This is a genomic window from Luteitalea sp. (assembly GCA_009377605.1).
GTDB lineage: Bacteria > Acidobacteriota > Vicinamibacteria > Vicinamibacterales > Vicinamibacteraceae > WHTT01.
In genome coordinates this window covers 1-11,821 of the sequence record WHTT01000138.1, presented here as the reverse complement: position 1 = coordinate 11,821, position 11,821 = coordinate 1, and the positions used below count along the sequence as shown (strand labels likewise).

Below are 11,821 nucleotides of genomic sequence, written 5' to 3'. Positions count from 1 at the left end.
CGAGGTGCTCGGCCGCCCTGAGCTCGCCGACGACGCGCGGTACCGCACGTTCGCGGAGCGAGGCGAGCACCGCGACGAGCTGGTCGCGCTGCTCGACGAGGCGGGCTTCTCGTCGTTCGAGAAGCGGGCGCTCGTGACACTGCAAACGCTCAGTGTGGCGGACGCCGCGGCGCTGTGCCGCGAGGGGGAGATACCAACGTCGAAGATCTACGCGGCCATGGAGAAGCTCGGCCGGCTCGGTCTAGTCGAGATCCAGCGGACGCGCCCGCGGCTCTATGCCGCCGTCGCGCCGGACCTCCTCGTGGACCGGCTTATCGAGCTTGCCCGGGAGCGCGCCGACGCCTTTGTCCGTCGCGCCGATACGCTCCGGGAGGTGTTCGCGAGTCTGCCGTCACGGCTGCGGGGCCGTCAGATGTTCGTGGATCTCGCGCTCGGCGTGGAGAGCCACGTCAAACGCCATCTTGCGCGGCTGGCGTCGGCTCGCACACGCATCCGGTCCTACCTCGAGGAAGGCGACCTGGTGGCGCTGGATCGCGCGGCGACCGAGCGATTCGACGTCCTCAGGCGCGTCGGCCGACAGGTGGACCTCCACGCCATCGACCACCGCGTGGTCTTTGGCTTCGCCAATCGCAACGCGCCGCGTTTGCTGGACTTTCTCCGCCGCCATGCAGCAAGCATGCAGCATCTGGCCGGCGTCCGCTTCTCGGGCGAGCTGGGCCACCCGTTTCACGTGATCGACGAGGAGACCGTGATCCTATCGCTCGATCATCCCTTCGTCCCGGACGGGCGGTTCGCTTCGCTGCTCGTCCACGACCGGGCCCTGGCCGAGAGCCTCGCCCAGGGCTTCGACGCCCTGTGGGAGCGCGCCATGCAAAACCTGGCGGAGATGCGTCTGCACCCTTACGCCGCGCGGGAACGGCGCGGCCCGAGCGATATCTAGCCACCCGAGCTCATGGCGAAGCGCCGCGATGAGCTGCTCGCGATGCTGCGGTCATCACAAGAAGGGGCGATGGGCGAAACCCTGGTCGGGATGAGGCTCGTCCGGATGACGCGTCGGGATGACGCATTGACGGCGCCCCGACCAATTGCGTACCCTGCCCCAGCAAGCGTGCTTCATGGCCATCATCCTCACCGGTTTCGTCACGTTTCTCCTGCTCTTCACCCTCATCGGCGTGGCCTCCACGCTCAAGAAGCAAGAGACGACCGAGGACTACCTTCTCGCTGGCCGCAACGTGAACCCCTGGCTGACCGCGTTGTCGGCAGTTGCCACCAACAACAGCGGGTTCATGTTCATGGGGATGATCGGGTTTACCTACGCGCTCGGCATTCAGACCGTGTGGATGATGGTCGGGTGGATCACGGGAGAGCTGATCGCCTGGATATGGGTGCACAAGCGCGTGCGAATCGTCTCCGGACAGGCGGGTGTTCAGTCGGTCCCAGAGCTCGTCGGCAGCCGACCCGACGGCGGCGTCAACCGTCCCGTCGTGGTCCTGGGCGGCGTGCTCACGTTCTCGTTCCTCAGCGTGTACGCGGCGGCACAGCTCCAAGCCGGAGGGGTGGCGCTCCACGCGGTCTTCGACCGGCCCGAGTGGATCGGTTCGGTCATCGGGGCGATCGTCGTCATCGCGTACTGCTACGCGGGTGGCTTGCGCGCCTCGATCTGGACCGACGCGGCGCAGTCTGTCGTGATGCTGGGGACGATGATCATGCTCCTGGGATTCGCCGCCGCCGAGGTGGGTGCGCCGAGCGCCCTCTTTGCGGCGCTCGGGGCGGAGGACCCCTCGCTCCTGGAGTGGCGCCCAACGCATGCGACATTCGGCCTCGGGATGTATCTCATCGGCATGGTCTCGGGCGGGTTCAGCTCTGTCGGGCAGCCGCACATTCTCATTCGCATTCTCGCGATCGAGTCGCCGAAGGCCATCGACCGTGCCCGCATCGTCTACTTCTCCTGGTATATCCCGTTCTTTCTGCTCGTCATCGCCATAGCGCTGTACGCCCGCGTCCTCGTTCCCGGGCTCGAGGGCGGCGCCAACGAGGGTGCGCTGCTCGAGCTCGGCCGGGCGGGCCGTGATGGCCAACCTCTCTTGCCCTCCTTCCTCGTGGGCGTGCTTCTCGCCGGGATATTCGCCGCGACCATCTCCACGGCGGATTCACAGCTCTTGGCGTGCTCGGCGGCGGTGACCCGAGACATCTGGCCGAGGGCGAAGTCGAGCTATCTCGCCTCGAAGCTCGCCACCCTGTCAGTGGCGGCGATCGCGTTGGCCATCGCGCTCACGTCCAGCGAGGGTGTGTTCGAGCTGGTGCTCCGAGCCGTGTCGCTCTTCGGCGCGAGCTTCGTACCGCTACTTCTCTTGCGGCTGGCACAGCAGCCGGTGTCATCGGCGGTGGGTCTCGCAATGATGGTCGTGGGCGCTGGCACGGTGCTCGTCTGGGAATTCGGCCTCTATCCCGACGCCATCTATCCGGCACTGCTCGGAATGACCGCCTCCACGCTCACGTACCTGGTTTGCCGTAAAAGAGGATAGCTGGAGCGGGCGACGGGACTCGAACCATCTCACCTTGGCTGCAAGCCAAGGCGGATCGACTGAGGACGGCGAGCGAGCCATTCACGCGACGCGGGAATGGCGGGGTCGACGGGACTCGAACCCGATACAACCCATATTGCTAAGTTGGTGATGGCACGCGCATTCTGATTTTAAGCTCTTAATCTCCAATCATTTGGCCGGCTCCTGCTCCTCCCCTGGTGTCGTCGCGAGTCCTCAGCTTTCGACCGTGGTCTTGGAGACATTTTGGAGACGCGTGTCGGCGCACGGCTAACGCCACGTCCCATTGCGACAGGCGTTCGGCCTCTTCTCGCGCGACTCCTTTTCGCGCAACCAGCAACAGGTTTCTCTGCTACGGTCGATGCTGGATTCAAAACGTCTGGAGACCTTGCTCTAACACAGCTCATCTATTACAATCGCCCCATCACTCAAAAGGATGCACAGGACCCCAGACGTTGGGACGTCCGAAGCTGGGAAGGCGAAGATGGCATTCCGGGGCAAGTATCTATGGGGAGTGCTGCTGTTCGCCATCATTGGACTCGTCCTCCTTTGGTCCTGTCCTGGAGGCTCCGTCCGAGGTGCCCAGACGACACTCCCGCAACCGATGCAGGCAACCCCCTTCGACGCAGCTTTGGCACGTTTCGATGAGCAGTTTGAAGTGCCCGCTGAGCACGTAGTCGAACCGGCCGACACTAAGCAGTTCAAGTTCGCATCAGCGGAGACACGAACCAGCTTCATTGAGTCGACGGCTAGAGAAGCGACCTTCCTCGTTGTTGCTCCTGATGGCCTCAGCACGACGCAGCTCACCACCGAGCATCTGGAAGTGTACGAAGAGTTCCTCGATGCCATCATCGACGACGGTGACGGCGTCTACACGGTCACGTGGACGATCAGACAGCAGACGTTCACCAATGCCGCGATTGCAACCTCGGACGCTCGACCCAAGTTTGAGCCTGTGCTCTATACGCTTCCCGATCGCTCCGAACCCAAGCGGCCGGACGTTGTCGCACGCTACGCCGCATTGCACCCGTTTCCGGTTGACGTTCAGCCAACGCCGAACGGTCAGCGACACCGGGACGCGTGGTCACTTCGCAACCTGCTGGGTGCCACAGTCGCGTCCGCTGCACTCGAAATCCGCGAGCTGGGTTCCACCTTGGAACCGGAAGCGCGAACGCGCTCCCTTGTCTTGTGGACCATAGAGCATGGACCTGTCAGGAGCGCCGCCAGCCGTCGCGGCAGGTGTCTCGACGCTGTCGTCGATGTGAGGTGGGCAAGCTTTTTCCCAAACGTCAAGATACGTGCGGACAGCCGTGGTGTGGAATTCGCCGCCGCGCCAGGGCTAGTGTTAGCGACCGGCAACGAGCCTCTCCGTGCCGGCTTCTGCCGATGAAGATCGCGCAGCAGCGAATCCGAAGCATTCCTCGTTGACTGGATAGGCGCAACATTCGTAATATCTTCGCCATATGAGTGACCGTTCGCGCATCGAATGGACCGACGCCACCTGGAACCCCGTCCGGGGCTGCACCAAGGTCAGCCCTGGTTGCAAGTTCTGTTACGCAGAGGCGTTCGCGGAGCGCTTTCGCGGCGTTCCTGGCCACCCCTTCAGCGAGGGCTTCGATCTCCGGCTAGTCCCCGAGAAGCTTCACGAGCCGCTGCGGTGGCACGCGCCGCGAAAGATTTTCGTGAATTCGATGAGCGATCTCTTCCACGAGGCCGTACCAGTCGACTACGTCGCACGCGTGGGCGATGTTATGCGTCGTGCTGACTGGCATACCTTCCAGGTGCTGACGAAGCGGCACCAGCGGATGCTCCGCCTCCTGTCAGGCGAGCTGAGATGGATGGCCGACCTACCTCACGTCTGGTATGGCGTCAGTGTTGAAACCCGAAAGTACGGACTACCTCGACTCGATGCACTTCGGCGCGCTCCCGTCCGCGTTCGCTTCGCGTCGATCGAGCCGCTGCTGGAGGATCTCGGCGAAATCGATCTCCAGGGCATCAACTGGGTCATCGTCGGCGGCGAAAGTGGACCGGACGCAAGGCCGATGCGCGAAGAATGGGTGTTGAACATCCAACACCAGTGTGCCTGGCACGGCGTCGCCTTCTTTTTCAAGCAATGGGGCGGAAGGCGGAAACACAAGACCGGACGCCAGCTGAACGGCAGGACGTACGACGAATTCCCGGTCGATTTTCATCGCACGAGGCCTGCTCTGTAGTAGAGCGGAGGCCATCATGGCCACGATCGCGGATGAAAATCCCCATTACTGGGCCGAATACACGAATCTCCAACACGTCAAGCATGAGCTCGTCCGACGTTACCTTGGCGGCTGGTTCCCGAAGCTCGGCACCTGGGCTGGTCGTGTCATTTATGTTGACACACACGCTGGCAGGGGCCGACATCTGACAGGACAGCTCGGGTCTCCGCTCGTCGCGCTCAAGGCCCTCCTTACGCACAACTATCGAGACGCGCTCCTGAAGAAATCAGAGTTTCGCTTTCTACTTATCGAACGCGACCCTGTCAATTTGTCAGCGCTGCAGGAGGAACTCGAGGCGTTAGGCCCACTTCCAAACGGCGTCATCGTCGAGCCGCTCGCAGGCGACGCGTTCGCGATCCTTCAGAGACTCGTCGAGCCCCTGAGAAGCACCAGGAAGCGACTTGCTCCCGCGTTCGCCTTCGTCGACCCGTACGGCTTTAAAGTTCCCTGTGGCATCCTGAGCGCGCTGATGGGAACGGGGCGCGTTGAACTGTTCGTGAATCTCATCTGGCGCGAGTTGGACATGGCATTGGCACAGGGTCGTGACAAGGCGGGAATGGCAGCCACATTAGACCTTGTGTTCGACGGACCCGAGTGGCGTAGCGTCGTCGATTCGGCGGACTTCGACGAACGTGCGGAGCAGGCCGTGCAGCTGCTGGCGACCAAGGTAGGTGCTCAGTGGTGGACGTCTATCCGCATGCTCGGAGACAACCGGGCGACGCGCTATCTGCTTGTCCACTTCACCAATCACGAGGATGGCCGAGACCTGATGAAGGACTGCGTGTGGAGCATCGCGCCGCATGGAGGATTCTACGTCAGAAAATCGGACAATCCGAACCAGCAGGTGCTGATTACGCCGCAGCCCGATCTGGCACCCGTAAAGGCGTGGATGCTCAAGCAACTTCGAGATGGACCGAAGCGTTGGCAGGATCTCCACGCCGCGCTTCGGCCTGAGCCTTGGCGTGAAACTCACCTGAATTCCGTTATCAGGGAGCTGCGCCGTCAGGGAATCGTCACTGCGGACGACTACAGAGGACGATTCGGATCGAAGGCGAACCCGCTGCTGCGCCTGTAGGAGAGCTGCTGAGCACGCTGGCGACCGAGTCTCCCATCAACAACCCGCGGAAGCCATCGCGAACGCGCCGAGGTGATCAGACTTATTGTCCCCGCCGTGCGCCGTGAGCTTCGCTCCACATGCGCCCCATTTCGGGGCTGCCCTATCGATAGACAGGCACCAACCTCCTGTCAGGGTCGGCCGTCTGGGCCTTGTGATCAGGCTCTTGGTGCAGGGCGAGCTTGTTAGTCTGCTAACGAAGCGAACTCCCCAGCGGCGCGGAGCACTTCCTCGTAGAGCTGCTGGCCCAGGAAGAACCCTGTCCTGACGAGATTGTCGAGTTCGGGACGAATGGCGTCGACCAGGCCGGCCCGTTTTGCCGCCAGCAGGAGGCCGAGGGTCCCGATGACGTTCAGACCGAGCTCCTGCGCGACCCGTCTCGCGGGCAAGTCATCGAGCACCACCCGGTCGGCGCTCGCTTCGAGCGCGAGGGCGATGGCCTCCCGCTCGCCGTCGCCCAAGGTCGGCCTGAGAACGGCCGCTGGTAACTGATTCTGGAGGCTCCGCACGTACAGCCACGCGGGTCTGGCTGGGATGGTCCGGCGCGTCTCGAAGGCGACAGCCGGAGGAATGATGACCGAGTCGAAGAGGAGCGGGAGGAGCACGAGGCGCTCGATAGCGGCGAGGGCGATGAGAGGGCTGGAATTGGAGACGGCGTTCACTCAGAGACCGCGGCTCGCGTCGAGCTCCCGGCGCAGCTCATCGCCGCGGAGCTGAAAGTAGGGAATGCCCTTGGCAGACGCGTGGCGAATGAAGTCCTCACGCTCCATGCCGAGGAGGGCGGCAGCCCGGCCGCTCGACAGGTCGCCCTGGCGATAGAGCTCCAACACGATCAGCTCTCGCGCGGCCTGCTTCGCCGGTCGCCGCAGCTCCTCAAGTAGCACGATGAGATCCTGGTCGAGCTCGATATGAGCAGTCTCCATATTGCCTCTGGTTACACCATTTCGATATGGTGTCTCGTTACGCCATTGTACACTCCCCGGCATCAGCTTCTCGACTGACCGGCGGGGGGACCAAAGACGGGACAGAACCCTCGATCGCTATTGTCCCTCTCTTTGTCCCCTACCATCCTGGCCACGTCGATGCCGAAGGCGGCAGAGGGGAGCGACGAGCAAAGCGATCTGCGAGTACAAGCGTCGCCTTCTCAATATGGTCAGGATCCGCCGCAAACGACGCTCAGTATTCGGTTTCAACAGAACGAGCGTCCTGGCGATGTGACTGTCGCTCGTCGGCCCGCACTGGTACGCCAGTCACGGAGCGGGTGGCGTTCTTTGCCACCGTGTGGGCGGCAGAGAGGCGGGCACGGAAGCAGCCGGGGCGTGGATTCCCCACCATTTGTCAAGCGTCGTTCTCGAGAGCCACAGTGAATCTACTGGCATCGTAGAGCGTATTCTGGCGCAGCATCGCAATGAGGATGCGTAGCCAGCGATCGACGACACTCCGCAGGGCCCGGCCGTGTCGATGGCCTCGCGCCCGCAGGTCCCGGTAGTACGCGGCACTCGGCGCGTCATGCTGTACACTCCCCCGCCCCCAGTGGTACGCCGCCCAGCGCAAGCGCCGATTGCAGGCGCGCCGCATCGACACCAGGCGGCGCTTGCCGCTGGCCGTGGTGACGGGGGCGGCGCCCAGGTGCGCGCGCAATCGGTCATAATCGCGTTGTGCGAGCGGCTCGGCCGCTTCAGCGAGCATCGTGACAGCGACTTTTCGTCCGACTCCGGGCAAGGATTCGAGAATGGCGATGTCGCGATGCAAGCGACCGAGTGGGAGGTCATCGATCGGATGCCGTGCACGATTCGGCTGCTGCGGATCACGACAGGCTCGGCGGGATTCTACGACTTCGACGAATACGAGCGGCTGGTCGAGGCGGCGAAAGCACTCGATGCGAACGCGTATCTCATCGTGCTCTTGGGCGGTGAGGCCGGCCTACGGTGCGGCGAGATGATCGCGCTGGAGTGGAGCGACGTGGATCTCGGCAAGCGGCAGCTCTGCATCCAACGCTCGGAGTGGCGAGGCCACGTGAGCACTACGAAGGGCGGACGCCTGCGGTACGTGCCGATGACGGCACGACTCGCGGCGGCACTCCGCAGCCATCGGCACCTTCGGTCGCCGCGGGTGATCTGTCAGCGGGACGGATCGCCGCTCACGCAAGACATGGTCCGCGATCACGTCCAGCGGGCCGCGAGACGGGCGCAGCTCGCAAAGAGCGGCGTCCATCGGCTGCGGCACTCGTTCTGCTCGCATCTTGCGATGCGTGGAGCGCCAGCGCGGGCGATCCAAGAGCTGGCCGGGCATCAGGACCTAACCACGACGCAGCGGTACATGCACCTCAGCCCCGCGGCGATCGAGGGGGCAATCCGTCTGCTTGACCAGCCGGGATCCGTACGAAAGCTTGGAGATATTCTGGAGACGGCAGGAGCTGAAACGGCGAACCCACCTATCTAGAACAGGATAGGTGGCGGGGTCGACGGGACTCGAACCCGTCTGCCACTCGACAACGACTTCAGCTCTACGGACTCATGGTGCGCCATGTGACGACGGCTCTCTCGGACGATATGACGTCGCCTTGACGCTCTGGCCAGCCATCACGGCCCGTCTCTCCCTTGCGTGCATCGACCTGCGGTCAGCTGCTTGCAGAACGCCGTCGATCCACTCGCAGACATCGAGCGGAGATCTCGCAACCTCTGGGCCGACGCTTCACCGCCGCGGATATTTCCAGATGTGTAACGCCTCCGCCAGGCTTGCCGCATGCGCGAGCTGCTCGGACACGCCGAGGCGCTCGTACACCTGCCGCGTGTAGTCAAACGACTCAGGAAGCTCCGTCAAGGCAACCAGCCGCCGTGGCGCGAACGCGCCGGCCGCTTCCGCGATGTCGGTGATCCGAAGAATGTTCAGCAACGCCGGTCCTTGCCGGTGCGAACCGGGTGGCTCATGCACAATCACCTGACGCACACGCTCATCCAACAAGGCCGCGTACAGCGCGATAACGCCCATCTCACTCTTCCCGTAGAGCGATAGACCGTGGGCGGGAAGCTCCCGATCGGCGAGGGCCCACTCAATGGCGCGTAAGATGTCCCAGACCTGCATGGCGGCGACTGTACGCCCCACTGATCGACGTCAACTACTTTTGCCGGTTGGCGACAATTGTTCTTGCCGGTTCCCGATGTGGCCGAGGATGCGACGAACCTGCGGCCGGTTGATCTGACGACGGGTCGCTGCCGTCGTTCTTGGTCGTCTGGTTCTTCTGCTCTTCTTCCTTCTACAGCAAGAGGAATCGGCTGTGGGAATGTGGGAATCTCGCGTTCTGGGCGAGATTTCCAAGTCCCTGTGGGAACCGCTTTTGGGTTTCCACAGGACGTCATTTCCACAGTCGTCTTCGTCGTCGCACGACGCGAGCGAGTGCAACACAAGGGGATGCTGTACCCTTGCCGGCCTGGCGATCGTCGTTCCTGGCGCCTCCTGCGCGGTCGTGTTCTGAAGCGGCGAGTCATCTGATGGCCTCTGCCGCCGATCACCGGCGACGTTTGGGCACCAAGGGCCCCGGTGCTCGCCCACGTCGAGACGACCGGGGTGCCGGCGCCGGCGGCCGTGAGCGATCCGTGCGGTAACTCGGTACGTCGAACTCGAGGAGCACGGCGTGGTGCACGAGGCGATCGATCGCGGCGGCCGTGGCCATCTGGTCGCGAAAGATGCGGTCCCACTGACTGAAGATCAGATTGCTGGTCACCATCACCGAGCGGCGTTCGTACCGTTCGGCGAGGAGCGTAAAGAGCACTTCGGCTTCGTCGGGGCTCTGTTGCACATAGCCCAGATCGTCGAGCAGGATCACCTCGAAGAGATCGAGCTTCCGGAGGGCGCGCGGCAGGTCCAGATCCCGCTTCGCGCTGAGCAGCTCCTGCACCACCGCGTAGGCCGGCGTGAACAGCACGCTGTGGCCCGCCTCGACCAACGCGTGCCCCACGGCGCAGAGCGCGTGACTCTTTCCGACGCCAGGGAGCCCGAAGGCCAGGACATTGGTCGCGGTCTCGAGAAACGCGCCCGTGGCGAGCTCCTGCAACCGCTGCACGATCGGCAGCGGCAGCCGCCCGGCATCGAGGGTCTCGAAGGTCTTGCCCGGTGGCAGCCGGGCGGCTCGGCGCAACCGCGCAATGCGGCGCTGGCGCCGGGCTTCCGCCTCCGCCTCCAACACCTCGACCAACACCGGCACGGCCTCCTGGTGCCCGGCCTGCGTCAGTCGGGGCACCATCTCCTCGGCGGCGGTCAGCAGCCCGAAGGTGGTGAGTAACGCGGTCACTTGCGCCGTGGGCGGCGGGACGGTGGGCGTCAGCATCGGCCACCGCCCCCCAGCAGCGCATCGTACTGGGCGAGATCAGGCGCCGGGATCTGGATCACGGGGACGCGCGGCTTGGGCGGGGTCACGAGGGCCTGGACGCCCGCATAGTCGAAGGGCTGTTGGGCGTGGAGCAGGGCCGTCAGGATCGCCTCGACCTGCCGCTCGCTCGTCGTGGCCGCCAGCTGCAGCAGGCGCACGTACTCCACGTCGGCGCGCTCGCCATGCGTCACACCCAGCGCATCATACGCCTGGCGAAACGTGAGCGACGGAAAGAGCTCCTCCCGATAGCGATACCGCGCAAAGGCGCCGGGCTTGCGGACCAAGCTCCCGATGATGTGCCGGTAATCGATCCGATGCTCGGCCTGGCCCCGCACCCGCGGCATCGTGTCCATGAGCTGCCCGCGGTAGCGCACCTCCACCGTCGTCGAATGCTGCCGCGCCTCGACCGTGTGCCCGAGCAACCGCGCCGGGACCGAGTACGTCCGCCCGCCCACGCGGATGGTGCTCCAGCGACGCACGACGCACGTGAACGTCGTGTAATTCGGCACCGCGGCCGAGGGCAGCGGGCGCAGGTACGGCCGCTCCTCGGCGAGCCGGGAGGCGGCCGGCTCATTCCGCTTCCGCTCAATCACCTCGCGGATGAAGGCTTCATAGGCAACTTCGTCGACGAAGTCGGGATGCCCGCGCAGCAGTAGCGCCTGCTCCAGCGCGCTCTTGGTGCGGAAATGGGCTTGCTCGACGACGCCATTTTCGTGCGCTTCCCCCGGCTGGATCCGCGACGAGCGCAATCCGTAATGCGCGAGCACGCCGCGAAACCGCTCCGTCAGCTGCCGCCCGCCGCTGCGCTTCAGCTCGTGCGTCGCGGCCGACAAATTATCGTGGCGCACCACCGCCGGCACGGCGCCGAGCGTCCAGACCGCCCCCTGCAAGCCGGCCACGAGAGCTTCAAACGTCTCGCTGGCCGCCAGCGTGACGTACGTCCAGCCACTGAAGCTCAGGACCCACTCGAACAACAGATGGGGGAACGCCTCCCCCTGGATCGTGACGCCCAGATCGCTCGCCTGCGTGAAATCGAGGGCGCCCTCGCGGCCCGGGATGGCCGTTTGCTCGAAGTACGCCTCCACGTCCGGGCCGTGCTGCGCGCGCCAGTCCCGTACCCGCCGCTGCAACGTCCGGAGCTGGCCGGGCTGAAAGCGTCCCGGATACCGCGCGCAGAGCCAGTCGAACAGTGTCAGCGCCTGTAACCGCCCCAGCTCGTCGGCCGCCAACCGGGGCTCGACCTCCGTCGCCCAGATGTCCGCGAACGGATCCTCGCGGGTCCGCCACGTCCGCGGCGCCTTCGTCACCGATGACAGCGGCCCCGCTTGCCAGCGCCGCGCCGTGCGCTCGCACATCCCGGCCGCCGCGGCGGCCGCCTCCAACGTTTTGCCGTCCATCCGCTTCTCCCTCAACCGCCGTACCTGCGCGTCCGTGACCAATCCGTTCTCCTGGGGAAAATGGACAGTCTCGCACGTCACCTCGGCGGTCAGCGGACCGGCAAATCTAATTGTCGTTGGCCGGCAAATCTAATTGTCGTTGATCA

The 11,821-nt window shown here is 64.4% G+C and carries 12 protein-coding genes; 6 read left to right on the top strand and 6 right to left on the bottom strand.

Annotation, left to right across the window (positions count from 1 at the left end):
• The 5 genes from GEV06_26730 to tcmP form a co-directional block, all read left to right on the top strand.
• On the top strand, positions 1–940 hold a 940-nt coding region (locus GEV06_26730; protein MPZ21458.1), incomplete at its 5' end, for a hypothetical protein.
• A gap of 175 nt (positions 941–1,115) precedes the next feature.
• Positions 1,116–2,525, top strand: coding sequence for a sodium/proline symporter (locus tag GEV06_26725; protein ID MPZ21457.1), 1,410 nt, complete (start codon positions 1,116–1,118; stop codon positions 2,523–2,525).
• Between the two features lie 502 nt (positions 2,526–3,027).
• Positions 3,028–3,933, top strand: coding sequence for a hypothetical protein (locus tag GEV06_26720; protein ID MPZ21456.1), 906 nt, complete (start codon positions 3,028–3,030; stop codon positions 3,931–3,933).
• 73 nt (positions 3,934–4,006) lie between these two features.
• Positions 4,007–4,756, top strand: a complete 750-nt coding sequence (locus tag GEV06_26715; protein ID MPZ21455.1) for a DUF5131 family protein — start codon at positions 4,007–4,009, stop codon at positions 4,754–4,756.
• 16 nt (positions 4,757–4,772) lie between these two features.
• Positions 4,773–5,870 (top strand): three-Cys-motif partner protein TcmP, encoded by a 1,098-nt coding sequence (tcmP, locus tag GEV06_26710; protein ID MPZ21454.1) that lies wholly within the window; start codon positions 4,773–4,775, stop codon positions 5,868–5,870.
• Positions 5,871–6,094: 224 nt separating this feature from the next.
• Here the strand turns inward: tcmP and GEV06_26705 are convergent, their stop codons facing one another.
• From GEV06_26705 to GEV06_26695, 3 genes are all read right to left on the bottom strand, one after another.
• The gene (locus tag GEV06_26705) at positions 6,095–6,571 is read right to left on the bottom strand and encodes a DUF3368 domain-containing protein (GenBank protein ID MPZ21453.1); all 477 of its coding nucleotides are present in this window, start codon (positions 6,569–6,571) and stop codon (positions 6,095–6,097) included.
• Positions 6,572–6,895 carry a hypothetical protein gene (locus GEV06_26700; protein MPZ21452.1) on the bottom strand — a complete coding sequence of 108 codons (324 nt, stop codon included), beginning with the start codon at positions 6,893–6,895 and terminating at the stop codon, positions 6,572–6,574. It lies immediately after the preceding gene.
• Between the two features lie 352 nt (positions 6,896–7,247).
• Positions 7,248–7,685, bottom strand: coding sequence for a transposase (locus GEV06_26695; protein ID MPZ21451.1), 438 nt, complete (start codon positions 7,683–7,685; stop codon positions 7,248–7,250).
• Here GEV06_26695 and GEV06_26690 point away from each other — a divergent pair.
• Positions 7,656–8,351 carry a tyrosine-type recombinase/integrase gene (locus GEV06_26690; GenBank protein MPZ21450.1) on the top strand — a complete coding sequence of 232 codons (696 nt, stop codon included), beginning with the start codon at positions 7,656–7,658 and terminating at the stop codon, positions 8,349–8,351. The two genes, GEV06_26695 and GEV06_26690, sit on opposite strands and share 30 nt — an antisense overlap.
• A gap of 252 nt (positions 8,352–8,603) precedes the next feature.
• Here GEV06_26690 and GEV06_26685 read toward each other — a convergent pair whose 3' ends face one another.
• From GEV06_26685 to GEV06_26675, 3 genes are all read right to left on the bottom strand, one after another.
• Positions 8,604–8,993, bottom strand: coding sequence for a hypothetical protein (locus tag GEV06_26685; protein ID MPZ21449.1), 390 nt, complete (start codon positions 8,991–8,993; stop codon positions 8,604–8,606).
• A 424-nt stretch (positions 8,994–9,417) separates the two neighbouring features.
• Positions 9,418–10,236 (bottom strand): AAA family ATPase, encoded by an 819-nt coding sequence (locus tag GEV06_26680; GenBank protein ID MPZ21448.1) that lies wholly within the window; start codon positions 10,234–10,236, stop codon positions 9,418–9,420.
• Positions 10,230–11,804, bottom strand: coding sequence for an IS21 family transposase (locus GEV06_26675; protein ID MPZ21447.1), 1,575 nt, complete (start codon positions 11,802–11,804; stop codon positions 10,230–10,232). The genes GEV06_26680 and GEV06_26675 overlap by 7 nt, the downstream gene beginning before the upstream one ends.
• Positions 11,805–11,821: the final 17 nt, after the last annotated feature.

Excerpts from the sequence above, each read along its gene's own strand:
- GEV06_26715 (MPZ21455.1), top strand. The coding sequence starts at position 4,007 with ATGAGTGACCGTTCGCGCATCGAATGGACCGACGCCACCTGGAACCCC.
- tcmP (MPZ21454.1), top strand. The coding sequence starts at position 4,773 with ATGGCCACGATCGCGGATGAAAATCCCCATTACTGGGCCGAATACACG.
- GEV06_26720 (MPZ21456.1), top strand. The coding sequence starts at position 3,028 with ATGGCATTCCGGGGCAAGTATCTATGGGGAGTGCTGCTGTTCGCCATC.
- GEV06_26690 (MPZ21450.1), top strand. The coding sequence starts at position 7,656 with ATGCAAGCGACCGAGTGGGAGGTCATCGATCGGATGCCGTGCACGATT.
- GEV06_26725 (MPZ21457.1), top strand. The coding sequence starts at position 1,116 with ATGGCCATCATCCTCACCGGTTTCGTCACGTTTCTCCTGCTCTTCACC.
- GEV06_26700 (MPZ21452.1), bottom strand. The coding sequence starts at position 6,895 with ATGCCGGGGAGTGTACAATGGCGTAACGAGACACCATATCGAAATGGT.
- GEV06_26685 (MPZ21449.1), bottom strand. The coding sequence starts at position 8,993 with ATGCAGGTCTGGGACATCTTACGCGCCATTGAGTGGGCCCTCGCCGAT.
- GEV06_26680 (MPZ21448.1), bottom strand. The coding sequence starts at position 10,236 with ATGCTGACGCCCACCGTCCCGCCGCCCACGGCGCAAGTGACCGCGTTA.